The organism is Nonomuraea marmarensis, from assembly GCF_043197025.1.
Classification (GTDB): Bacteria; Actinomycetota; Actinomycetes; order Streptosporangiales; family Streptosporangiaceae; genus Nonomuraea; species Nonomuraea marmarensis.
This window is the reverse complement of record NZ_JBICRM010000017.1, coordinates 30017-53359: the sequence shown is the minus strand read 5'-3', so window position 1 is coordinate 53359 and position 23343 is coordinate 30017. Positions and strand designations below refer to the sequence as shown.

The window sequence follows — 23343 nt, the reverse complement described above, 5'->3', positions numbered from 1 at the left end:
AGGAGAGCCCGCATTTGTCGGTGAGAGCTGTTAGCTTCCTGCGACATGCGGATCCTGCACACCTCCGACTGGCATCTGGGTCGATCCTTCCACCGCGAGAGCCTGCTCGCGGGGCAGGCGGCGTTCGTCGACCACCTGGTGGAGACGGTCCGGGCCGAGCGGGTCGACGTGGTGGCGGTCGCGGGCGACGTCTACGACCGGGCGCTGCCGCCGGTGGACGCGGTCGCCCTGCTCGACGAGGCGCTCGCCCGCCTGCGCGGCGCCGGGGCGCGGGTGGTGCTGATCAGCGGCAACCACGACTCGGCTCTGCGGCTCCGCTTCGGCTCCGCGCTGTTCGAGGCGGCGGGCGTGCACGTGCGCACCTCGCCCGACCAGTCGTGGGAGCCGGTGCTGGTGGACGACGTGGCCTTCTACGGCATCCCCTATCTGGAGCCCGAGCTGGTCCGCGTTCCGTGGGAGCTGCCGGACCGCAGCCACACGGCCGCGATCTCGTACGCGATGGGGCGCATCAGGTCTTCTTCGGTACGCCATCGCGCCTGCGTGGTGTTGTCCCACTGCTTCGTGACCGGGGGGCAGGCCAGCGACAGCGAGCGCGACATCAGCGTGGGCGGCGTGGCCCACGTGCCGTTGCCGGCCTTCGACGGGGTGGACTATGTGGCGCTCGGGCATTTGCACGGGCGGCAGCGCATGTCGGAGACGGTGCGCTATTCGGGGTCGCCGCTGGCCTACTCGTTCTCGGAGGTCGGTCACGTCAAGGGCTCCTGGCTGGTCGAGCTCGGCTCGGGAGTGGAGTTCGTGCCGGCCCCCGTTCCCCGCCCCGTCGGGCGGTTGCGCGGGGAGCTGGCGGCGCTGCTGACCTCGCCGGAACACGCCTCCGTCGAGGATCATTGGCTGCAGGTCACGCTGACCGACGCCGTCCGCCCCAAGTCCGCCATGGACCGGCTGCGCGCCCGCTTCCCCCACACCCTCGCCCTCGCCTTCGACCCGGTCGGCGCCGCGCCCGCCGCCCAGCCCGTACGCCTCAGCGGGCGGCCCGAGGCGGAGGTGGCTCTCGATTTCGTCAGGGAGGTTCGCGGCGAGCCTGCCGCACCTGAGGAGGAAGACCTGCTAAGACAGGCCATCGAGGCATCGAGGGTGAAGGAGACGATGGCATAGATGCGGCCGCACCGGCTCTCGCTCACGGCGTTCGGGTCCTTCCCCGGCGCTGAGACCGTCGACTTCGACGCCTTGGCCGAGGCCGGACTGTTCCTCGTCCACGGGCCCACGGGGGCGGGCAAGACCACGATCCTCGACGCGCTCTGCTTCGCCCTCTACGGCCAGGTCCCGGGGCAGCGCAACAGCGCCCGCAGCCTGCGCTGCGACCACGCCCCGCCCTCGGCCGGGCCCTCGGTCGCGCTGGAGGTGTCGATCCGCGGCCGGTTACTGCGCATCCAGCGCTCGCCGTCCTGGCAGCGTCCCAAGCTGCGCGGCACGGGGTTCACGGAGGAGAAGTCCAAGGTCGTCGTGTCGGAGTGGCACGGGTCCGACTGGCACGGCCTGACCACCCGGCTGGACGAGGCGGGCGATCTGGTGGGCGGGCTGCTCGGCATGAACGCCGACCAGTTCTGCCAGGTCGCGATGTTGCCCCAGGGGGATTTCGCCAAGTTCCTACGGGCCGATGGGGACGACCGCTCGAAGCTGCTGGAGCGCCTCTTCACGGTCAAGATCTTCACTCAGGCGGAGTCGTGGCTGGCCGAGCATCGGAAGCTGGCGTGGCGAGAGGCTCAGGAGCTCCGGCAGCAGGTGGACTTCGCGATCAAACGGGTGGAGGAAGCGGCGGGCGACGACCTGCACACCGCGCTCGCCACGCCCGACGCCGACCCGCCCACGCCGGATGCCGACCCCTTGGGCTGGGCGGGAGCGTTGCTCGACGCCGCGCGGGCCGTCGTGACGCGGGCGGCCGAGGAGCACGACACGGCCGGTCAGGCGTTGCGTTCGGCACGCCTGCGGTTCGACCGAGCCGCCTCGCTGGCCGACCGGCAGCGCCGCTACGCCGACGCGCTCACCCTGCGCCGCACCCTCGACGAACGCGCGGACGAACGCGCCGACCTGCAGGCCATCCTCGACGACGCCGCCAGGGCGGACCGCGTGCTGCCGCTGATCACGGCGGTCAGGCAACGCTCGGAGACGGCCACCAAGGCCCGCACCCTGGCCGCCGACGCCCTCGCCCGAGCCCGCCCCCTCCTCGCCACCACCCCACCCGTCCCCCACGCCGAGGTCCGCCCCTCGGCCGCGGAGCTCGCGGTACTGGAGCGGCAGCGGCAGACGGAGATCGCCCGGTTGTCCGAGCTGCTCACCGAGGAGGCCCGGCTGTCGGTGGTCCGGCGTGACCTGCTCCGCGTGGAGACGGAACTGGCCGAGCTGGTCGGCGCCGACGAGACCGGGGCCGGGCGGCTGGCGATCCTGCCCGGGCTCATCGAGCAGGCCGACGCCGAGCTGGCCGAAGCGCGCGTGGACGCCGCCAGGATCCCGGCGGCCCAGGCCGTACGCGATGCGGCCGCCGACCTGATCGAGATCGATGACGAGCTGGCCAGGCTGGCGGTGGAGCTCGACGCGCTGGCACAGCGCGAGGCCGAGGTGTCCGCCGCCGACGCCGAGCTCCCCGAGCGGCTCGCCGACGCGAACGCGGCCCTGGCAGAGGTACGCGCCGAGGCGGCGGCCATCCCGGCGGCCACCGCGAGTCTCGACGCCGCCAGGGCCGCATGGGAGGCCACCCACCGCCGCGAAGCCCTGGCCGTGGAGCTGGACGCGGCCGTCGCCGCCCACCAGATGCTCGTGGACCACGCCCAGACGCTGCGAGAACGCTGGCTCGACCTGCGCCAGGCCCGCATCGACGGCATGGCGGCCGAGCTGGCCCGCGACCTGTCCGCCGGCAGCCCCTGCGCCGTCTGCGGCTCCGACCACCACCCCCACCCGGCATCCGCGGCCCTCAGCGCCCCTTCGGCCGACGACGAGCACGCGGCCGAGACCGCCCACGAAGCCGCCCTCGCCGACCGGGAAGCCGCCGAACGCGCCCTCGCCTCGCTCGAGTCCCGGCATGCCGACGCAGTGGAGGCCACGGGCGACCTGGACGTCGACACCGCCGAGGAGCAGGTCCTGCGGGCCGAGGAGGAGCTGGCCCGCCTCCAGTCCGTGGCCGATCGGGAGCCCACCCTCGCCGCCGCGCTCGACCGCATCGAAACCGAACGCGAACGGGTCAGGGACCAGGCCAGGGAGATCGCCGAAGCGCTCGCCGCCCACCGCGCCCACCGCACCCACCTCGAATCCGAACGCGCCCGCCTGCGAACCCGCCTCACCCCCGAAGCCGCCGCCCCCGGTGCGGCCGTGCTCGCCGCCGCCGAACGGGAGTTGCGCAGGCTGGAGGCATCGGCGGCCAAGGAGCCCGGGCTGGCCGGGCAGGCGGCCGGGCTCAACCGCGAACGGCTGGAGCTGGAGGAGCAAGGTCGCCGGGTCGCCGCGCGGCTGGCCGCCTGCCGTACCAGACAGGAGGAGTTGAGCGGGGACGCCGGACGGCTCAGCGCGCGGCTGGATACGGCCCGCGGCGGCGACGCGACGCTCACCGCCCGTCTGTCCAGGCTGCACGATGAGGCCGAGCTGCTGCGGGAGGCCCTGGAGGCCACGCAGGCCGCGGTGGCGGCCGAAGACGAGCTGGACAGGGCCGGGCGGGCGGCCGAGGAGGCGGCGGTCGAGGCCGGATTCGGGGACGTGGCGGGCGCGGAGGCCGCGTTCAGGAGCCCGGCCGAGCGGGAGAGCAAGGCCGAGTCGCTGCGCCGGCTGGATGACGAGCATGCCGCCGTCACGAAGACGCTGGCCGATCCCGAGCTGGTGGCCGCCGCCGCAGAGCCAGCACCTGACCTGGCGGGGTTCGAGGCCGAGCGGGACGAGCTGGAGGCGGCGTACACGAGGCTGGCCAGCGTCCGCGACCGGGCCGTGGCCAGGGCGGGGCGGCTGGCGGAGCTGTACGGCGAGTTGTCCGCCCGCATCGAGCGCTGGCGTCCGGCGGCCGACCGGCACCGGCTGGCCGAGCGCATGGCCGCGCTGGCCAGCGGCACCTCCAGCGACAACCAGTGGAGCATGAGCCTGTCGTCGTTCGTGCTGGGGGAGCGGCTGCGGCAGGTGGTGGCCGCCGCGAACGAACGCCTCGACCACATGTCGGCCGGGCGCTACCTGCTGCGGCACGACCTGCGGAAGACGGCGGGGTCACGGGGGCGTTCCGGCGGCGGGCTGGGCCTGCGCGTGGCCGACGGCTGGACCGGCGTCGACCGCGATCCGGCGACGTTGTCCGGTGGCGAGAGCTTCATCACCTCCCTGGCGCTGGCGCTGGGGCTGGCCGACGTCGTCACGGCCGAGGCGGGTGGTGCGGAGCTCGGTACGCTGTTCGTGGACGAAGGCTTCGGCACCCTCGACGAGGACACCCTCGACAGCGTGCTGGACATCCTGGACGAGTTGCGTGACGGGGGACGCGCCGTGGGCATCGTCAGCCACGTCGCCGAGCTCCGCTCCCGGATCACCGCCCAGCTCAAGGTCACCAAGACCCGCACCGGCTCCACCCTCGCCTCCGTGGGGGTGACGTGAGTGCCGCGGCGCGATCTCGCGTAGATTGCTCGCACCGAACCCGTTAAGGAGTAGAGCTCATGCGCGTCGTTGTCACCGGAGCCCACGGCAAGGTCGGCCGGGCGGCCGTCAAGGCCTTGGCCGAGGCCGGTCACGAGGTCACCGCCGTGGACGTCACGCGCCCGGTCTTCGAACGGGACGAGCCCGGCGCACCCCGCTACCAGCAGGCCGACCTGACCGACGCGGGCCAGGCGTACGCCGTGGTGCGCGGGGCCGAGGCGGTCGTGCACGCCGCCGCCATCCCCGACCCCACCCACAACCCGCCGCACGTGGTGTTCCAGAACAACCTGATGGCCACGTTCAACATGATCGAGGCCGCGGTCCGGTTCGGCGTGTCGCGGTTCGTGAACATCTCCAGCGAGACCGTGCCCGGCTTCTTCTTCCCCGAGCGGCGCTTCCTGCCCGACTACGCGCCGGTCGACGAGGAGCACCCGATCCGGCCGCAGGACCCGTACGCGCTGGCCAAACACTTCGGCGAGCAGCTCATGGACGCCGCGGTACGCCGTTCGGACATCAGGTGCATCTCGCTGCGGCCGAGCTGGGTGCAGCACGAGGGCAACTACGAGCGCAATCTCGGCCCCCAGGTGCGCGATGCCTCCCTGGCCGGGGCGGGGCTGTGGAGCTACATCGACGTGTACGACCTGGCGGACGCGATCGTCCTGGCCACCGAGTCCGGCCTGCCCGGTCACGAGGTGTTCTACATCGCCTCGCCGGACAACGTGGGCGGGCGGGATTTCGCCGCGAGCCTGCGCGAGCATTTCGGCGACCAGATCGAGTTGCGCCCGCCGGCCCGCCAGGACGCCTCGGGCATCTCGTGCGCCAAGGCCCATCGCCTGCTGGGCTGGAACCCGAAGCGGTCGTGGCGCGACTACCTTGACGAGAACGGCCGGACCCGTCAAGGCTGATAACGCAACCACGTAAGGCGATGCGCGCCTGAAGGCTTCCAGTGCCGAGATCAGCCGAGGGAGGCGATCAGGTCCGGGAGGGTGGCCGGGTTGTGGAAGAGGGTGGCGCCCAGGCCGGCCAGGCGGGAGACCGGGGTGAGGCCGCCGGCGAAGGCGAGGCAGCGCATGCCCGCGCTCACCGCCGCCGTCACCCCGAACGGGCTGTCCTCCACCACCACGCAATGCTCCGGCGCCGCCCCCATCGTGGCGGCCGCGTGCAGGAACAGGTCGGGGGCCGGTTTGCCCTGGGCCACGTCCTCGGCGCTGAACACCCGGCCGTCGAACCGGCCGGCCAGTCCCGTGAGCTCCAGGCTGCGGCGGATCGTGGCGTGGCGGCCGTTCGAGGCCACGCAGCTCGGCACCGTGAGCTGGTCGAGAGCCGCCTCGATGCCGTCGACGGCGCACAACTCGGCCTTGACCGTGGCGACGTACTCGGCGTTGAGCTCCTCCCACCAGCCCGGCGGCGTCTCGCCCACCTGCTCGGCCCAGTATTCGTTCGTGCAGCCCACGAAACGCTCCGCGTATTCGGCCTCGTCGATCGACCAGCCCAGGCGCCGCAGCGCCGCCGTGCCCACGCGTACGGAGATGGGCTCGCTGTCGACGAGCACCCCGTCGCAGTCGAAGATGACCAGATCGACAGCCAAACCCGTTCCTTTCCGAAGATCGCGCAGGTGGTAGCGTCAGCGTATCGCTTCACAAGATGTCAGGCCGCATAGTGAGACATCGACGAAGACATCCCCCATGTCGCGTCTCGGCGATGGGTCGTGCTGAGCCTGCTCACCTGCGCGAGACGGGACTAATCCTTTGGATTCACCCCATACGGACGGCTCCGGGCGGCTAGGGTGATGGCGATTGCCACGCCCGTGAACAGAGCCGTGGCGCCCACGGCCGCGCTGATGCCTTCGGCCAGCGCGGCCGTACCATGTCCGGCCGTGGCGGCGGCGAAGATCGTGGTCAGGATGGCCAGCCCGAGCGAGCCGCCCGTCTGCTGCAGCGCCTGCATCAGGCCGGAGGCGGCGCCCGCGTCCTGAGGGGTGGTGCCGCTGAGGATCTTCGACGTCAGGGGTACGAACGTGAACCCCATCCCCGTGCCGAACGCGACCATGGGCAGCAGCACGCCGATGACGTGGCTGTCCGGGTCGGCCTGGGAGAGCCAGGTCAGGGCGATCGTGACCACGGCCAGGCCGGTCGCGGCCAGGGGCTTGACGCCGTACCTGGCCAGGAGGCGGGGCGCGAACCGGGACGCGACCAGCAGCCCGGCGACCAGCGGGAGGAAGGCCAGCCCCGTGACGAGGGCGCTGTAGCCGCGCACGTCCTCCAGGTACTGCGCCATGAAGAAGAACATCGAGATGCCCGCCGCGGGGACGAGCAACATGTTCAGGTACGCGCCCGCCCGCTCCCGATCGGCGAGCAGCCGCAGCGGCATGATGGGCTGCGGCGCCCGGCGCTCCACCGCCACGAACACGGCCAGCAGCACCACCCCCAGCGCGAACCCGCCCAGCGCCTGCCCGTCGGACCAGCCCGCCGACGAGACCCTGATCAGGGCGTAGACCAGCGAGGTCATGCCGAGCGTCGAGGTGAGCGCGCCGGTGAGATCGAAGCGGCCCGTGTGGCGCTCGGTCTCGGCCAGCCGGCGCGGGGCCAGGGCCACGATGAACAACCCGATGGGCACGTTGATGAACATCACCCAGCGCCATGACGCCCAGTCGGTCAGCACGCCGCCGAGGATCAGCCCCACGGCGGACCCGCCGCTGGTGGCCGCGGTCAGGATGCTGATCGCGCGGTCGCGGGGCCCGCCTTCCGCGAAGTTCCCGGCGATCAGCGCGTACGTGCCGGGCGCGGCGAACGCGGCCCCCAACCCCTGCAACGCCCTGGCGGCCAGCAACCATCCGGACGAGGGCGCGAACCCGCCCAGCAACGAGGCGGCGGTGAACACGGCGATCCCGGCGACGAACATCCTCCTGCGGCCGAGAATGTCCCCCGCCCTGCCGCCGAGCAGCAACAATCCGCCGAAGGCGAGAATGTACGCGTTGACCACCCAGGACAGGTCGGTACGCGCGATGTCCAGGTCGGCCGCCATGCGGGGGAGCGCGATGTTCACGATCGTGGCGTCGATCATGAGCATCAGCTGACAGGTGACGATGATGGCCAGGGCGATCCCTGACCCTTGCGCGGTGCGCACGGTCGTAGGCATAGGTGTCCCTTGCGGATAAGCTGGAATAAGAAAAGAGGAGGCCGCCTCCGGTAAATATACGGAGGTAGCCTCCGATTAGGCAAGGGGGTTGACCGTCATGCGTGCCGACGCGCGACGCAACTACGAGCGGCTGGTCGAGACCGCGCGCGACGCCTTCGCCGAGCGCGGCACCGAGGCGTCGCTGGAGGACATCGCCAAGGCGGCGGGAGTGGGCATCGGCACGCTCTACCGGCACTTCCCGACCAGGCAGGCGCTGCTGCGCGAGGTGCTGCGCGAGGGCATGCTCGCGATTCGGGGCAAGGGAGAGGAACTGCTGCTCACCTCGTCCTCACCCGAGGAGACGCTGGCCGAGTGGCTGCGCGCGCTGATCTGCCACACCGCCGCCTACCGCGGGCTGGCCGGCGAGATCATCGGCGGGCTGCGCGACGAGAGCTCGGAGCTGGCCGAGACCTGTGGCGTCATGGAGACGACGATGGCCGAGATTCTCGCGCGGGCTCAGGAGTCGGGCGCGGTCAAGCCGGAGGTGACTCCTGAGGACCTGCTCAAGGTGGTGAGCGCGCTCGCCTGGCTGTCCGAGCAGGGGGAAGGGGACTCGGAGCGGCTGTTCGGGATCATGTTCGACGGCCTGCTGCGGGGAGCCGTTCCGTCCAGGGGGTGACGTCAGGGGGCGTCGTATCCCGGGAAGAGCAGCGACAATTCGCGCGGGTAGGTCGCGATCAGGCGCAGCTCGTCGTCCGTGAGCGGCCGGCTCGTCATCGCGTTGCAGAGCTGGACCAGCCGGAACGCCAGGTCCTCGTCGCGGGCCTCGATCCCGAGCCCGTCCATGACGTGCCTGAACCCGGCCTTGCCGCCGTACTCGCCGGTCAGCACGACCCGCCCGTTCCGGGCGTGCCAGTCCTCGGGGAACGGGCCCAGCGTCGCCTCGTCGTACAGCTCGTAGTTGCCGTGGTCCTTCAGCGCGCCGTCGGCGTGGATGCCCGACTCGTGCGCGAACGCGTTCCGCCCCACCCCGACCTGGTTGTACGGCAGCGGCTGCCCGAGCGCGTAACTCGCCCACAACCCGAACCTGCGGGCCCACGACAGGTCGAGTTCGTCGCCGATCTCGGCGTTCAGCCCGAAGCCGTGCTCGAAGGCCAGGATGGTCGACAGCAGGTCGGCGTTGCCGGAACGTTCGCCGATGCCGTTCACGCAGGTGTTGATCCACGCGTCCTGCCCGGCGTCGAGGTCGCCGAGCGCGCCTGAGACGGAGTTGGCCACGGCCATGCCCAGGTCGTTGTGGCAGTGGGTCTCGACCGGCAGCGCGGTGGCCGAGGCCAGCTTGGCGAACCGCTCGCGGATCCTGTCGGGGGTGTCGCCGCCGATGGTGTCGCAGTAACGTACCCGGTCGGCGCCCGCCTGCTTCGCCGCCAGCGCGAACTCCAGCAGGAAACCGTCGTCCGTACGCGACCCGTCCTCCGCGTTCACCCCCACGGTCAGCGCGCCGGCGTCCTTCGCCACGCGGACCGCGGCGGTCATCTCCCTGATGATCGCGTCCCTGTCCAGCCGGCCGCGGAACTTGTTCTGGATCATGTAGTCGGACGTCGAGATGGACAGGTTGTAGTGCTGGAGTCCCAGCGGCGCCGCCCGCTCCACATCCTGCGGCACCCCCCGGCACCAGCCGGACAGCCGCAGGTCGCCGAACGCCCCCGCCTCGGCCAGGGCCACCTGCGCCCTGACGTACGGGACCTCGTGGAACAGGAAGGGGAAACCGATCTCGGACTGCGCCACCCCGAGCTTGGCCAGATAGAAGTTGACCATGGTCTTGCCGAACTTCGACAGGCCGGTGCGCGCGGTCTGCACGCCGTCCCGGTTGGTCACATCGAGGAAATGGACTTTGGGCATGCCCTCACGTTGACATGCTCGCTCAACATGGATCAATATTGATTTTCATCAACCTAGGAGGCTCAGCGGCGGTGGAGTGGATCGACGCGGCGACGGCGTCCGAACGTCTCGGCGTCAAACCCGCCACGCTTTACGCGTATGTGAGCAGGGGGGTGCTGCAGCGGCGGCACAGCGACGACGGGCGCCGCAGCCTCTTCTCGGCCGAGGAGATCGAACGCCTCGCCCGGCGGGGGCGCCCGCGCAGCCAGCCGCCGGAGCTGGTGATCGAGTCGTCGATCACGGCACTCGGCGTGGACCGGCCGTACTACCGGGGGATCGACGTGCTGGAGCTGGCCAGAGCGAGCGACTTCGAGACGGTCGCCGCGTGGCTCTGGACCGGCGACCCCGCCCTCTGGCAAGCATCAGGACCCTCCGCCGACTCGCCGCGCTCCGGCTTCTCCGGCCGGGCCGGGGGCGAGCCGGGCATGAGGGCTCACGGCCGGTCGTCGCCTTGGCGGGGCGAGCCCGAGGCGTTGCGGGCCGCCGTCGCCGCACAGCGCGACCTCCCTGAGGACCTGCTCCCGCTCGACCGCCTCCAGGTGATCACCACGGTCCTCGGCGCGTCCGACTCCCTCCGCTACCAGCTCGACCCCGCCTCGGTGGCCGCCGCCGGCCGCCGCCTGATCTCCGGCCTGGTCGACGCCCTGCCGCGGCTCAGCGACCCCCAGGGCGAGTCGATCGCCGAGCGCCTCTGGTCCCGCCTGTGCCCCCGCCCCGCCACCCCCGCCCTGCTCGAAGCCGTGCAGGCCGCCCTCGTCCTGCTCGCCGACCACGAGCTGGCCGCCTCGACCCTGGCCGCCAGGGTCGCCGCCTCCGCCAAGGCCGACCCGTACGCGGTGGTCCTGACCGGCCTCGGCGTGCTCGGCGGCCCGCTGCACGGCGGCGCGTCGTACGGCGCCGAGCGCCTCCTGGCCGAGGTCGCCGAGCCGCGCCAGGCCGCACGGGCGATCTCCGAGCGGGTACGCCGCGGCGAACGCATCCCCGGCTTCGGCCACAGCGTCTACAAGAACGGCGACGGCCGCGGCGCCTTCCTGCTCGACCTGGTCAAGGAGGCCGCCCCCGGGCATGAGCGGATCGCCGCCGGGGTGGCCGTGCTGGCGGAGATGCGCAGGCGACGGCTCCCGGAGCGCAACGTCGACTTCGCCCTCGCCACCCTCACCGCGGTGAGCGGCATGGTGAGCGGCGCGGGCGAGGCCATCTTCGCGGTGGCCAGGGCGGCGGGATGGCTGGCCCACGCGATGGAGGAGTACGAACGCGGCACCCTCCTCCGCCTCCGCGCCTCCTACACGGGCCCCTCGATCAAGTGACGACGGTCCGTTCGACATACGCGGCCAGGGCGCGGACCCGCTCGGCATGCTGGTCGTGCCCGACGATCACCGGCGGCTCGTTGTAGGGCATCGCGTCCGACGATCGCCGCAACTTGATGTACTGCCCGCAGGCATCGATCGCGTACGGCTCCATGTCGTCCTGCAGGGCCCCGATCACCGTGATCCCGTACGTCTCCCCGATCCTCCTGAACAGCGCCACCGCCTCCCGGCGATGCTCCTTGCCCAGATTTCGCCCCAGTTCGTCCAGCACCAGGCACAGATGCCCGCCCCCGGACGAGGCGATGGCCGCCGCGCACACGAGCTTGACCGCCTTCTCGTCCATGAGGGCGGTGTTGGCCCGCCGGTTGTACGGCACGTACCCCTGCCCCTCCCCGCGCCGCCACTTCGGCGTGACCCGCCACTGCCACCGCTGCTCGGGATCGGCGGGCGCGGGCGGCACCGGGAACTCCAGCGTCGCGCCGTACCCGCCGTACGACGTGTCGAGCTTCTCGAACTCCTCGGCCACCCGCGTGAGCCGCGACTTGATCGCCGCCGTCAACGCCGCCCGGTGCACGGCCGTCGACTGCGCCGCTTCCTCGGCACCCCTGGCGGCCGCCGCCAGGTCGCGCTGCCTGGACCCGACCTGGGCCTCGATCTGCCGCCGCTGGTGGCGTTCGTACTCCTCCTGGCCCCGCAGATAGGAGGCCAGCGCCCCGCACACCGCCGCGAACGTCGCCTGCTCCCGCGCCGTGCTCCCACCCCGCTCGGCGAGCAGGAACCGCAGCTCCTCCGGGATCTCCGCGTCCTCCTCCGGGAACGTGTCGCGCAACGCCTGGTCGAAGTGCCGTTCGGCGATCCGCCACCACTCCTCGGCGGCGCGCGGCCGCTCATCCTCGGGCAACTCCGCCAGCCATTCGCGGGCCGTCTCGACCGTGCCGCCCCAGTCGGCGGCCAGCGCGTCGAGCTTGAGCGACTCGCGTTCGGCGCCGACCCTGGCCTCCTGGTCACGCGCCTGCGCCCGCTCACCCTCGTGCCGCTGCCGCCGCCCCTCCAGCCGCTCGATCTCCATGTCCCTGGTCCTGGCCCGGAAATCCAGCGCCCCGGCCTGCCGCTCGGCCTCGGCGACCTTGGGCGCCAGCTCCTCGATCGCCGCGTTCAGCTCGCCCAGCCTGGCCCGCCGCTCGCCCAGCCTCGCCTCCAGCTCAGCCAGCCGCACCCCGGCCTGGGCCCCCTCCAGCCGCCGCTGCGCCTCCGCGACGGCTTCCTCCCCATCGTGTACGGCCTGCGCCGCCCCCTCCTGAACGTCCTTGGCCCGGTTGAGCCGCTGCTCGGCGGCCTTGATCCGAGCCTCCCGCCCGGTCGCCACCCCGTCGAACGCCCCCACCACGCTCACCCCGGCCGCACTGACCAGCACGGACCCCGGCAACTCGGCCAGCGCGGCAGCGGCGGCGTCGAGCTGCGCGGAATCCACGATCACCGCATGCTCGTTCGGCCACCCCCGCAACTCACCCACCATGTGGGCGACGCCGTCGGGACCGGTGCCCTGCGCCTTGCCGTAGCGCGCTTTCAGAGCGGCGGCCAGCTCCTCGACGCCACGTTCCCCAGCGTCTCCGTCAGCGACGGCCACCGCGTCACCCTGTGGGCGGGCGGTGTGGCCGGACGACGGGCTCGTGTGGGCGGAGTCCCGGGCCTGTTCGGCCACGTCGAGGGCGTCCAGCAGGCCCGTCGCGCCGATGCCCGCCGCCGCGAGGGCGTTGAGCTGGGCCGCCGCCGGCCCGCCCTCGGCGTCGTCGAGCGCGGCCTGGGCCGAGGACACCTCCTGGTCGGCCACCCCGAGTGCCTTGAGCGCCTCGTTGAGCCGGAGCCGGACCTCTCCCAGCTCCCGCTCGGCCGTCGGCACGTCACGCCCGTCGCCGAACCTCCGGGTCTCCTCCAACGCGGGAATCAGCCCGCGCAGCTCGTCGGCGGAGTTCTCGGCCACGGCGCGGTCGGCGTCGAGCTTGGCCGCCCTCGCCTGCAGCGCCGCCAGCTCCTTGCGGGCCTGCGAGACCTGCCTGTCGAGCGTGTCCTCCCGCAGCGTCGCGATCTCCGCCTTCACCAGGGCGATCGCCTCGGCCGCCGCCTCGCCGGCCGCATGGTGTCGTTGGAGGTCGGCGACCAGCGACTCGTCCTTGCCCGCCGCGTCGGCCAGCTTGCGCGCCTGCCTGCCGCGCCAGCACCGCAACGCGTCCGCCAGGCGCACCCTCGCCTGATCACGCCGGTCGAACGTGGTCAGCAACGCCTTCGACTCCGCCTCGAACTCCGCCAGCCGGTCGCCCGCCTGCGCCGCCCGCACCCGTTTGGCGTGCTCGTCGCGGCGGGCCTCCCGCTCCTGCTCCAGCTCGGCGTCGAGGCCGGTGAGGGCGGCGATGGCCTCGAAGACGCGTTCGGGCGAGATCTCGTTGAGCGGCTGGGAGAGCAGGTTGGTGGCGACCTTGCTACGGACAGACGTGGACAGGAACGACACGCACCTGACCCGGTCGCCGTAGAGCACCTTGGTCAGGTCGCGGGCCACCACGTCGCGCCGGCCGGCCGACTTCGGCAGCGACGCCCAGATCTCATCCGCCCGCGCCACCCGCTCGGCCTCGGACGGGGAAGCGGCCAGCTGCACCCCCTCCCGCCAGCGGATCTCGAGGTGCGGCGCCTCCTGGTTGACCTTGAGCCACACGGTGACCGCCCCACCGGAGGTATCGGGCACCTCGAACAGCTCCCCGCTCAACCCTTCCTCGCCGGTCTCACCACCGAGCACCAGTTCCCCGCCACCCACACCCGCGCCCATGCTGGTGCCGTTGCCGACGGCGGTGCTGTCGAGGGCCTCCGAGGCGAAGTCGTCCATGCCCGGTGGGCCGAAGACGCCCACGATGTAGCCGTGGTCGGCGCTCGCCCACTGGCGGGCTCCGGCGCCGCTGGCCAGCTCGGCGTTGAAGAGCAGCTCCGACACCGCCTTGGCGCCCGAGGCGAAGCGCCACTGCTCGTCCCCGAGCAACGCCGTGATCGAGGCGATGAACGACGACTTACCGGCCCCGTTGGAGTCCTTCGGCCCCGCGCCCGCCACGACGATGAGCGTGCCGGGGACGGTGGGCACCGGATGGGTCGAGAGCCGCGAAATGTTGACCGCCTGCACGGCGATCAGCACCCGGTCCCCGACGACGTTCTCCATCTGCGACACCGTTTACCCCCGTAAACCTTTCATCCGTCATGACGCCGACCTGTCCGCCCCGCGAGCGCGGGTGCGCGCTCATGTCGCCGATCTTCGAGCTCGTACGGCGGTCGCCAGCGGCGTGTTCGGCCCGGCCGCCAGGATCAGCTCCTCCTGCAGCCGCCGCCGAGCGGCCGGAGTGAGCCGGTGGAACTGCGGCCCCGGCACGTAGCCGCCCGCCTCCTCACCGGCCTTCACCTGGGCCAGCAGCCCCGCGTACCGCAACGTCCGCAACGCCGCCTCCAGCTCGCCGATCGGCAACTGGGTGTGCCGGCGCAGCTCGTCCACCTGCGTGGGGTGCGGCGACAACCAGGAATCCTCGGGCAGCAGACCCTCGGCCCTCGGGATCGCCACGGAGTGCACCAGCACCAGCGTCAGCACCGCCCGCTCACTCACGCCCAGCGACGTCTCGCGGTCGGACACATCGGCGGTCACCGTGTCGTCGTAGCCCGAGGTCCAGCGTTCGCGGTGCTGGATCAGGGTGCGCCCGCGCCGCGCCAGCATCTCGCTCAGCGTGTGACGCAGCGCCGGGTCGCGCAGGGCGGCGAAACGCACCTCCTGCACCGGCTCGGCCGCATGCTCCACCACCATGAACGCCGCCACCAGCTCCGCCCGCCGCCGCTCGTCATAAGCCCCCAGCAGATCGTCGAACTCCACCGCCCCCGGCTCGACCCGGCCCCCGAGCCCCGTAGCCGGATCGGGGACGGTCTCGGTGGGCTGGGCGGCGGCCACGATGTCGGCGTCGCCCACCACGGTGAGCTCGGGGCGTTCGGGCTCGGGCAGGCGGCGGACCAGCTCCTGCAACTGCGCGTGCGACTCGACCGGCCACAGCGCGCAGCGCGGCCCCAGGACGACCACACCGTCGCCCAGGACGATCCACGCCGAGTCGTGCAGCCGCCGCAGCGCCCCGATCGCCCAGTTGCGCATCAAATCGTCGGTACGGCCGATCAGCGCCCGGTAGGTGTCGAGCACCAGCTCCACGGGCGCCGGATCGCCCGGCCACGGATCCACGGACAGGTCGCTCCAGCAGCACTTGAGCACGGCGGCCAGCACCCTGCGCGTCTCGCCGGAGCGTTCCACCGCGACGGGCGCGACCTGGTACTCGTCCAGGAGCGAAGGCGTCACCCCATCGGGCCACACCGGCAGGGCCTGCCCGGTGGAGTCGGGGCGTGTCAGGCGTACCATCCCGGGCGGCGCGGCGACACCGGCACCCACGTAGAGCGGCCCGCCCGACCGCGCCCCCGCATGAGCGACCGCCCCGCCGGCCGCAGTCTCGGAGCGGCCCCGCCTCCGGGCGCCTCCCGCCGCGCGAGCCGGTTTGGACGCGTCGGGCCGGTCGGCTCCCTGCGGGAGGGAAGCCCCAGACACGTGGGCGGCTCCCGGCGGCAGGGCCTCGCTGGTGTCGTCGGCGGGGGTCGTAGGGGGCATCAGGTGCGCTCCAGGTAGCCGTGGGAGAGCCAGGCGGGCTCGCGCGCCGGATCGATCGTGAGCTCGTCGGACCAGGTCAGCCGATAGGGCAGCTCCGGCCGCAGGTCGATGGTCGTCAGGTCGGCCAGGACGCGGCGGGCCGAGGGCCAGTCGGAGCCGAGCACATCGGCCAGCGCCACCCGGGAAGCGTCGCCGAGCAGCGACTCGGCCACCTGCGTCAGCCGCTCCACGGCGGCGCTGGGCGAGGAGTCGAGCGAGTCGTCAGGACCGGGGTCGGGGAGGTTGGAGCGCGGGGGAGTGGGCTGGGCGGGGGCGGGACGGGGAGCCTCGTCGACGGCGCGGGCGATGGCGGCCGGGTCGTGCCAGGGCGCGGGCGCGTCGAAGACGAACCCGTCGAGCACCGAGGCCAGCCGCTCCCTCGACGCCGTCTGCGCGAACGTGCGCCACGTCTCCGTCGGCAGCAGCGTCAGGTTGCGGGTGGTGCCCGCCGAGTCGGCCAGTCGCCCGGCGGCGCGGCGCGAGGCGTCGCTGTAGGCGTAGATCGCCGCCCGCAGGTCGGTGCAGACCCGGTCGAGCTCCGGCCAGCGGGTCAGGATCGTGCCGTGCAACCCCTGCGCGCGCCGCGCGATCTCCTCGGTGCCCCACAACTTAGGCGCCTGCTCGCGCAACTCCTCGATCGTGCCTGTGGTGAGCGTGATCAGCTCCAGCGCCCACAGCCGGAATGCCCGCGCCAGGTTGACGGCGCTCTGCCTGGCCTCCTCCATCGTGGTGCGCGGGTCGGCGACGTTGAGGTCTTCGAGCGCCAGCAACCGGTGCATCTCGGACTGGCCGCCGTCGGACATCATCCGCCGGATGAACATCAACCCCACCACACTGGTGAACGACGCCCGATAACGCAGCTGGTTGGGCTTGGGGAACACCTCCCTGATCGCGCCCAGCCCCTTGAGCACCCGCAGCCGGTTGTCGAACTGGTCACCCGGATAGGCCCGGCAGGCGAAGCGCATCTGCTCGTGCGTCAGCCACTCCTCGCCCGCCTCCGCGAACGCCGCGAACAACGTCTCGGCGATGTCGACCAGGGCCGGATCGTCGACCACCGCCCCGCTGTCGCGGGCCAGCGCGGCGAACATCCGGCGGTAGGTCGACAGGACCGTCTCGTCGGTGAGGACGGCGTCGAGGGTCAGGGGCTGTTCGGACACGGGCACCAAGGTACGGCTTCCCACCGACACTCTGGGAACCAATGCGGCTACCAGCCAGTACGCACGCGGAAGGGATGGCTGAGCGCTAGGGTGATGCCCGATAACACGGGGACGAACGCTCTGTAATCGTACATACGGGATGAGTGACGGGTGCGCATGCTCCGAGGCGATCGAGCCACGGCGCTGATCGCCGGTGTGGTGGCCGCGATCCTGGTCGCCGCGGCGGCGTGGTTCGGCGTGGGCGTGTCCAGCGCCAATCCGAAGCTGGCCGACGTCGGCGCCTGGCTCTGGACCGCGGCCAAGGGCAAGATCGTGCACGTCAACGGCCTGTCGGGCGAGGTCGACGGCTACCTCAACGACAAGGCGGGCAGGCAGCTGCGCGTCGTGCAGGACGGCGGGAACGTCCTGCTCGTCGACGACCGTACCGGCTACGTCAGCCGCATCGAGCCCAGCCAGCTCAGCGTCGCCCAGACCCGCGACTTCGGCGCGGCCGGGCTGCAACTGGCGGTGTCCGGCACGGCCGGGTACGCCGTGGAACCGGCGGCGGGGAAGATCCAGCAGATCGACCCGGCCACCCTCAACTCCGTCGGCGCCCCGATCACCCTGCCGGGACCGCTCGGCGCGGCCCGCATCGACGGCGGCGGCCGGTTATGGGTGCCGGTGACCGCCAAGGGCGAGGTCGTGCCGGTGTCCCAGGGCGTGGCGGCGAGCCCGGTCAAGGTCGGCGAGCCGGGCGAGGAGCTGTCCGTCACGATCGCCGGCGGCCTGCCCGTCGTGGTCAACACCCGGGCCGCCACCGCCACGATCATCGGCGCCGACGGCGGCGTCGGCGAGATCACGCTGCCCAAGGGCGTGGCCCAGGCCGCCAAGGGCGGCGCGCTCACCCCGGCCATGACCGAGGGATCCCTGGTGCCGGTGCTGGCGTCCGGGGACTCGGGGCTGCTCGTGGTGATCGACACCGGGTCCAACTCGGTGCTCAGCACCAAGTTCGCCACCGACGACGCGGCCAAGCTGGGGGTGCCGCAGGTGCTGGGCTCGAAGGTGTACGTGCCGGACCAGGGCAACGGTTCGCTGATCGTCTGGGACAGCGCGGACGGCGGCCAGCCCACCACGCTCCAGGTGGCGCAGGAACCCGGCCCGGTGGACGTGTTCGTCAAGGACGGCCTGCTCTGGGCCAACGACGAGAACGGCGACAAGGCCGTCGTCATCGACCCCGAGGGCCGCAAGCACGACATCGACAAGGACGACTCCGACGTACCAGGGCCGACCAACACGCCCAAGCCCAAGCGCCCCGATCCGACGCCGACCGGCACCCGGCCCGACCCCGTCGAGACGAGCACCGAGCCGCGCCCGACGCGCACGCGTGAGGTCGAGCCGACGCGCGAGCCGACCAGGAGGCCGAGCCGGACGCCCACCCCCGAGGCGAGCGCCCCGTCCGCGCCCGGCGCCGTGAGCGCCAGGTCGGGTCCCGGCAAGGTGACGGTGAGCTTCAGCCCGTCCACCGGCGGCAAGGTCGAGCGGTACACGCTGAAGACGACCGGCGGCGGCAGCTCCGTGCCTGAGTCGGTGGCCGCGGAGGGGCCGTTCCAGTTCGAGTTCACGGGCGGGGACTGCGCGAACGAGTACACGTTCGTGGTGGTCGCGCACTGGTCGGGCGGCGAGGTCGAGTCGGAGCCGAGCGCCGGGGCCAAGCCGTGCGTGGCGCCGGGCTCGCCGTCCGGCTTCGCCGCCAAGGCCAGGAACCGGGGCGCCGAGCTGAGCTGGAGCGCGCCAGAGAACGGCGCTGACGGCGTCACGTACGAGCTGACCGGCGCCGCGACCAGCAACGGCATCAAGGGCACGTCGTTCACCGTGGACGGGCTGAAGAACAACCAGAAGCACACGTTCAGGCTCAAGGCCAGGAACGCGGCGGGGGAGAGCCCGGACGTGGCCACGGCCGAGGTGGACCTGGCGTATCCGAGGCAGCAGTACAAGAACAAGAACAACGACCAGACCAACACCCTGATCCGGCCGGCTCCAGCCAAGAACGGCGACGACAACGTCGGCAAGATCCCGCAGGGCCAGTACATCACGGTGACGGTGATCTGCCAGGTCAAGGGCCAGTCCGTCACGGAGAAGCAAGACGGCGTCACGAGCGACATTTGGAACAAAGTCGAAACGTCGTACGGCAACGGCTGGCTCAGCGACACTCTGGTGGCGACTCCGGACGGCGGCTTCCCCGAGGGGCCGCTCTTCGAGTGCACCGACTGAGAAGGGGACTCAGTTGACCCAGTACAACTACCAGGACCAGTTCGAGCAGACCGTGCAGCCGTACCAGCAGCCGCAACAGCCGCAGCAGCTGGCCGGCCAGTTCGCCCAGCGGTTCCAGCTGCTGGCCGGCAACATCGAGCGCATCATCCGCGGCAAGCACGAGGCCACCGAGCTGGCCCTGATCTGCCTGTTCGCCGAGGGGCACCTGCTCATCGAGGACGTGCCGGGCACCGGCAAGACCACGCTCGCCCGCTCCGTCGCGGCCAGCGTGGACGCGGAGTGGCGGCGTATCCAGTTCACGCCCGACCTGCTGCCCAGCGACATCACCGGCGTGTCGATCTTCAATCAGGCGCACCAGAAGTTCGAGTTCCACCAGGGGCCCGTCTTCGCCAACATCGTGCTCGCCGACGAGATCAACCGCGCCTCTCCGAAGACCCAGGCCGCGCTGCTGGAGGTCATGGAGGAGCGCCGGGTCACGGTGGACGCCGAGCCGCATCCGGTGCCCAGGCCGTTCCTGGTGGTGGCCACGCAGAACCCGGTCGACATGGACGGCACGTACCCGCTGCCCGAGGCGCAGCTCGACCGGTTCCTGATGAAGATCTCCGTCGGGTACCCCGACCACGTCTCCGAGGTCGAGGTGCTCAAGGGCATGCCGACGGGGCCGCAGGTCGAGCGGCTGCCGGTGGTGGCGCGGGCGTCGGACGTGGCCGGGATGATCGACTTCGCCTCGCGGATCCACGTGGCGGACCCGGTCTACGACTACATCGTCGCGTTGTGTGCGGCCACCCGTACCAGTCCGCATCTGCGGCTCGGCGCCAGCCCTCGGGGGAGCCTGGCGTTGCTGCGGGCGGCCCGGGTCAAGGCGGCCGCCGCGGGGCGGCACTACGTGGTGCCCGAGGACGTGAAGGCGCTGGCCGTACCGGTGCTCGCGCATCGCCTGATCCTCACGCCCGAGGCCGAGCTGCGCGAGGTCACCGCCGCGACCGTGCTCGGCGAGATCCTCGCCGGGATACCGGTGCCGCAGGCGGCATAGTGCTGACTCCGCTGGGATGGGGCACGCTCGCCGGTTCCCTCGTGCTGTACGCGGCGGGGTTCGCCCTCGGCTACCCCGAACCCGTCGTGCTCGCCACCGGTGGCCTGCTCGCTGTGGCGGCCGCGCTCGCGTGGACCGCTCCGAAGCCCAGGCTGGAGGTCCACCGCGAGGTCACGCCGTTGAAGGTGCCGCGCGGGGACGCCGCGGTGGCCGTGCTGAACGTCTCCAACCTCGGCCGCCGGGGCCTGTCTGGCCTGCGCGCCCAGGACCGGATCTCCACCTCCGAGCACACGATCGACCTGCCCAGACTGCCCAGGGGAGCCGCCCGCGCGGTCTCGTACCCGCTGCCCACGGACGTCCGCGGCGAGATCCCGGTGGGTCCGCTGCTGCTCGTGCGCGCCGACCCGTTCGGCCTCACGCGCAGAGTCAGGCGGTACGGCCTGCCCGCCACCCTCCTGGTACGCCCCCGCACCGTCGCCCTCCCCGTCCCCCCATCCGGCCGGGCCCATCACCTGGAGGGCCCCACCAGCGACAACGCCCCCAGCGGCACGGTCACCTTCCACACCCTGCGCGAGTACGTCGTCGGCGACGACCTGCGCCACGTCCACTGGCGGTCGAGCGCCCGCACGGGAACGCTCATGGTCCGCCAGCTCATCGACGCGAGCCTGCCCACCACCACGGTCGTGCTCGACACCCGCGACCTGACGGAACTGGCCGTGGACGCGGCCGCCTCGGTCGCGCTGGCCGCCGCCAAGGCGGGTTTCCCGGTACGCGTCCTCACCGGCGACGGCCCCTTCCCCGACACCAACCCCGAAACCCTCCTGGACCGCCTGGCCCTGGTGAGGGCCGGGACGGCCGGGGTCACGGAGCCGATGCGCCTGGCCCGGGGTGGGGGCTCCCTGGTGCTGGTCACTGCGGACCCCTCGGAGGCCGGGCGCGCCGCGGGGGTGCGACGCCGCTTCGACCGCGTCATCTGCGTGTACGTGGGCCCGGGGCCGGTCAGCGTGCCGGGGGTCACGGTCCTGCCGATCACCTCATTGGACGCGCTCCCGCTCACGTGGGGCTCCCGATGACCCACCACCGCGAGACGCCGAGCGGTTGGCGGCGGCCGGCCGGGCCGGCGGTCGTGGCGGCCGTCGCAGGCGTCGCCGGTTGGGGGTTTCACCGCGTCTTCCCCGGCACCGAGCTGCTGCTCGCGGTCGTCCCCGCCGCCCTGGCGCCAGCCTTCGTGGCGGCGCTGACCTCGCGGCGGCCCCTGTGGCTGGCCCTCGCGCTCGACGTCGTCGTCTGGCTCGCCGGCACCATCCCCCTCTACCAGGGACTACAGCCCACCCTCCTCGCCGATGTGGCGAACTCGTGGCAGGCGCTGCTCACCACCCTCCTTCCCGCCCAGCCGGAACCGCAGCTCCTGGTCCTGGTCCACACGCTCGTCTGGGCCGCCGCCACGATCGGCGCCGAGACCCTCGCCCGCACCAGGACCAGGATCGCCGCCGCCATCCCCGCGATCATCGTGTACGGCGTCGCGCTCCTCCTCGGCGTGGACGGCGAAGGCTCGAACCTCCCGGTGGCGGCGGCCCTGTTCGTGCTCATCGCCGCCTTGGCCGTGCTGAGAGACGACCGCCCCCCGGTGTGGCTGCTCGCCGGGATCCCGGCCGCCGCCGCGCTGGCCGCGTTGGCGCTGGTCGCGGGCCCGTTGTTGCCCATCGCCGGGCAGCCGTACAACCCCCGCGACAACGCCGACCTGCCCCCGCCCGTACGCGTGGACAGCGTCAGCCCGCTCGACCGCGTCTCCGCGTGGCTGCAGATTCCCGACAGGGAGTTGTTCACCGTCAAGGCCGACAAGCCGCTCAACTGGCGGCTGGCCGTGCTCGACCGGTACGACGGCGTGCGCTGGACCTCCGGCGCGCGCTTCCAGCCGACCGGCGGGCGGGTGCCGGACGGCGACTGGACGGGCAAGACGGAGACGGTACGGCAGAAGGTGACGTTCGACGGGTTGCCGGGCACGTGGTTGCCGGCCGCCGAGCGGCCCGAGGAGGTCAGCGGCGTGCGGGGGCTGGCGGTGGATCCCGAGAGCGGGGCGCTGCTGGCCGGGGCCAAGCCGGCCAAGGGGTTCAGCTACGAGGTGACCTCGCTCGTGGCCGAACCCTCCAAGGAGGAACTGCTGGCGGCCACGCCGGTGCACGATCCGAACCTGACAGCGTTCCCCGCCGGGCCTCAGGAGCAGCTGTTCCGCAGGCTCGCCCAGGAGGCCACCAAGGGCGCCGACGCGCCGATCAAGCAGGCGTACCGGCTGCAGAGCTACCTGCGTACCAACGCCGGCTACGACGTCACCGCCCCGCCCGGCCACTCGCTCAAGGGGTTGGAGTTCTTCCTGCAGACGACGCACAGGGGCACGTCGGAGCAGTTCGCGACCACGTTCGCGCTCATGGCCAGGACGCTCGGGCTGCCGTCGCGGGTGGTCGTGGGGTTCAGGCCGGGGCAGGCTTCCGGCGGGATTTATCACGTTAAATCGGGCCATGTGATGGCGTGGGCGGAGATCAAGTTCGACAAGCTGGGCTGGCGGCCGTTCTATCCGACGCCGGACCGCAGCGGCGCCAAGGACGACCATGACGTCGTGTCCTCGGCGATCGAGGAGAGCGAGCAGTTGGAGGGCGAGTTCGGCCAGGGCGGGAGCGACAAGCCCAAGACGTCCAAGCCACAGGCCACGGGCAACGGCGAGGAGCCCGCGAGCGGCCCGTCCCCGTGGCTGATCGCGGCGGTGGCGGGCGGGGTGCTGCTGGTGGGATGCGCGGCTGTGGTGGTGGCGTTGCCGTGGTGGCGCAGGCGCACCCGCCGCCGTGCGCAGGGGCCCGAGCAGCGGGTGCTCGGCGCATGGTGGCAGACCTGCGACGACCTGGGCCTGAAGGGTCAGTACGCCCTGACGGCCGAAGACGTCATCACCCGCCACGACGGAGACACCCGGCACGGCGGCCACCTTCGCACCCGCCACAACGACGAAATATCCACCCACCTCCGCCCACTCGCCGAAATTTCCAACTACGTCCGCTACGCCCCCGACGCCGTCACCGAAGACGCCGCCACCGCCGCCTGGCAACGCAGTGACGCCATCCGCAGAGCCGTACGCACCCGAACCCCCCTCACCACCCGCCTGCGCAACCGCCTCCTCCTGCGATGATTCCC

The 23343-nt window shown here is 72.3% G+C and carries 15 protein-coding genes; 9 read left to right on the top strand and 6 right to left on the bottom strand.

Going from position 1 to position 23343, the window contains the following annotated elements:
- Window positions 1-45 precede the first annotated feature (45 nt).
- The 3 genes from ACFLIM_RS26490 to ACFLIM_RS26480 are packed head-to-tail and all read left to right on the top strand — an operon-like array spanning window position 46 to window position 5558.
- The gene (locus tag ACFLIM_RS26490; protein WP_393169870.1) at window positions 46-1155 is read left to right on the top strand and encodes an exonuclease SbcCD subunit D; all 1110 of its coding nucleotides are present in this window, start codon (window positions 46-48) and stop codon (window positions 1153-1155) included.
- On the top strand, window positions 1156-4614 hold the full coding sequence (locus ACFLIM_RS26485) for an AAA family ATPase (protein ID WP_393169869.1): 3459 nt from the start codon (window positions 1156-1158) through the stop codon (window positions 4612-4614).
- Between the two features lie 59 nt (window positions 4615-4673).
- Window positions 4674-5558: an NAD-dependent epimerase/dehydratase family protein gene (locus ACFLIM_RS26480; RefSeq protein WP_393169867.1), complete on the top strand. Its 885-nt coding sequence runs from the start codon at window positions 4674-4676 to the stop codon at window positions 5556-5558.
- A gap of 50 nt (window positions 5559-5608) precedes the next feature.
- On the opposite strand, the gene ACFLIM_RS26475 is transcribed toward ACFLIM_RS26480, so the two are convergent.
- Both ACFLIM_RS26475 and ACFLIM_RS26470 read right to left on the bottom strand, forming a co-directional pair.
- On the bottom strand, window positions 5609-6241 hold the full coding sequence (locus ACFLIM_RS26475) for an HAD family hydrolase (protein ID WP_393169866.1): 633 nt from the start codon (window positions 6239-6241) through the stop codon (window positions 5609-5611).
- A 152-nt stretch (window positions 6242-6393) separates the two neighbouring features.
- Window positions 6394-7791: an MFS transporter gene (locus tag ACFLIM_RS26470; protein ID WP_393169864.1), complete on the bottom strand. Its 1398-nt coding sequence runs from the start codon at window positions 7789-7791 to the stop codon at window positions 6394-6396.
- Between the two features lie 97 nt (window positions 7792-7888).
- Between ACFLIM_RS26470 and ACFLIM_RS26465 the strand changes: the two genes are divergently transcribed.
- Entirely contained in the window at window positions 7889-8449 is a 561-nt protein-coding gene (locus tag ACFLIM_RS26465) for a TetR/AcrR family transcriptional regulator (RefSeq protein ID WP_393169862.1), read from the top strand.
- Window positions 8450-8451: 2 nt separating this feature from the next.
- Here ACFLIM_RS26465 and ACFLIM_RS26460 read toward each other — a convergent pair whose 3' ends face one another.
- Window positions 8452-9672: a LeuA family protein gene (locus ACFLIM_RS26460; protein WP_393169860.1), complete on the bottom strand. Its 1221-nt coding sequence runs from the start codon at window positions 9670-9672 to the stop codon at window positions 8452-8454.
- Window positions 9673-9743: 71 nt separating this feature from the next.
- On the opposite strand from ACFLIM_RS26460, the gene ACFLIM_RS26455 reads away from it, so the two are divergent.
- The gene (locus tag ACFLIM_RS26455; RefSeq protein WP_393169858.1) at window positions 9744-11018 is read left to right on the top strand and encodes a citrate synthase; all 1275 of its coding nucleotides are present in this window, start codon (window positions 9744-9746) and stop codon (window positions 11016-11018) included.
- Here ACFLIM_RS26455 and ACFLIM_RS26450 read toward each other — a convergent pair.
- The 3 genes from ACFLIM_RS26450 to ACFLIM_RS26440 all read right to left on the bottom strand — a co-directional run bounded on the left by ACFLIM_RS26450 (window position 11011) and on the right by ACFLIM_RS26440 (window position 16880).
- On the bottom strand, window positions 11011-14217 hold the full coding sequence (locus ACFLIM_RS26450) for a chromosome partitioning protein ParA (RefSeq protein ID WP_393169856.1): 3207 nt from the start codon (window positions 14215-14217) through the stop codon (window positions 11011-11013). The genes ACFLIM_RS26455 and ACFLIM_RS26450 overlap by 8 nt on opposite strands.
- A gap of 78 nt (window positions 14218-14295) precedes the next feature.
- Window positions 14296-15684, bottom strand: a complete 1389-nt coding sequence (locus ACFLIM_RS26445; RefSeq protein WP_393169854.1) for a hypothetical protein — start codon at window positions 15682-15684, stop codon at window positions 14296-14298.
- Complete coding sequence (locus tag ACFLIM_RS26440) at window positions 15684-16880, bottom strand: hypothetical protein (protein WP_393169853.1); 1197 nt, start codon at window positions 16878-16880, stop codon at window positions 15684-15686. The genes ACFLIM_RS26445 and ACFLIM_RS26440 overlap by 1 nt, the downstream gene beginning before the upstream one ends.
- 156 nt (window positions 16881-17036) lie before the next feature.
- Between ACFLIM_RS26440 and ACFLIM_RS26435 the strand changes: the two genes are divergently transcribed.
- From ACFLIM_RS26435 to ACFLIM_RS26420, 4 genes are read left to right on the top strand one after another with little or no spacing between them, the layout of a single operon-like run.
- Window positions 17037-19130, top strand: a complete 2094-nt coding sequence (locus tag ACFLIM_RS26435) for a fibronectin type III domain-containing protein (RefSeq protein ID WP_393170122.1) — start codon at window positions 17037-17039, stop codon at window positions 19128-19130.
- Window positions 19131-19143: 13 nt separating this feature from the next.
- Window positions 19144-20163, top strand: coding sequence for an AAA family ATPase (locus tag ACFLIM_RS26430; protein ID WP_393169852.1), 1020 nt, complete (start codon window positions 19144-19146; stop codon window positions 20161-20163).
- Window positions 20163-21236 carry a DUF58 domain-containing protein gene (locus ACFLIM_RS26425; RefSeq protein ID WP_393169850.1) on the top strand — a complete coding sequence of 358 codons (1074 nt, stop codon included), beginning with the start codon at window positions 20163-20165 and terminating at the stop codon, window positions 21234-21236. The genes ACFLIM_RS26430 and ACFLIM_RS26425 overlap by 1 nt, the downstream gene beginning before the upstream one ends.
- Complete coding sequence (locus tag ACFLIM_RS26420) at window positions 21233-23338, top strand: DUF3488 and transglutaminase-like domain-containing protein (protein ID WP_393169848.1); 2106 nt, start codon at window positions 21233-21235, stop codon at window positions 23336-23338. The genes ACFLIM_RS26425 and ACFLIM_RS26420 overlap by 4 nt, the downstream gene beginning before the upstream one ends.
- Window positions 23339-23343: the final 5 nt, after the last annotated feature.

What these genes read in the sequence shown, in the direction of transcription:
- ACFLIM_RS26490 (WP_393169870.1), top strand. Translation starts at nt 46, where the DNA reads ATGCGGATCCTGCACACCTCCGACTGGCATCTGGGTCGATCCTTCCAC.
- ACFLIM_RS26485 (WP_393169869.1), top strand. Translation starts at nt 1,156, where the DNA reads ATGCGGCCGCACCGGCTCTCGCTCACGGCGTTCGGGTCCTTCCCCGGC.
- ACFLIM_RS26480 (WP_393169867.1), top strand. Translation starts at nt 4,674, where the DNA reads ATGCGCGTCGTTGTCACCGGAGCCCACGGCAAGGTCGGCCGGGCGGCC.
- ACFLIM_RS26470 (WP_393169864.1), bottom strand. Translation starts at nt 7,791, where the DNA reads ATGCCTACGACCGTGCGCACCGCGCAAGGGTCAGGGATCGCCCTGGCC.
- ACFLIM_RS26465 (WP_393169862.1), top strand. Translation starts at nt 7,889, where the DNA reads ATGCGTGCCGACGCGCGACGCAACTACGAGCGGCTGGTCGAGACCGCG.
- ACFLIM_RS26460 (WP_393169860.1), bottom strand. Translation starts at nt 9,672, where the DNA reads ATGCCCAAAGTCCATTTCCTCGATGTGACCAACCGGGACGGCGTGCAG.
- ACFLIM_RS26450 (WP_393169856.1), bottom strand. Translation starts at nt 14,217, where the DNA reads ATGGAGAACGTCGTCGGGGACCGGGTGCTGATCGCCGTGCAGGCGGTC.
- ACFLIM_RS26445 (WP_393169854.1), bottom strand. Translation starts at nt 15,684, where the DNA reads ATGCCCCCTACGACCCCCGCCGACGACACCAGCGAGGCCCTGCCGCCG.
- ACFLIM_RS26435 (WP_393170122.1), top strand. Translation starts at nt 17,037, where the DNA reads ATGCTCCGAGGCGATCGAGCCACGGCGCTGATCGCCGGTGTGGTGGCC.
- ACFLIM_RS26420 (WP_393169848.1), top strand. Translation starts at nt 21,233, where the DNA reads ATGACCCACCACCGCGAGACGCCGAGCGGTTGGCGGCGGCCGGCCGGG.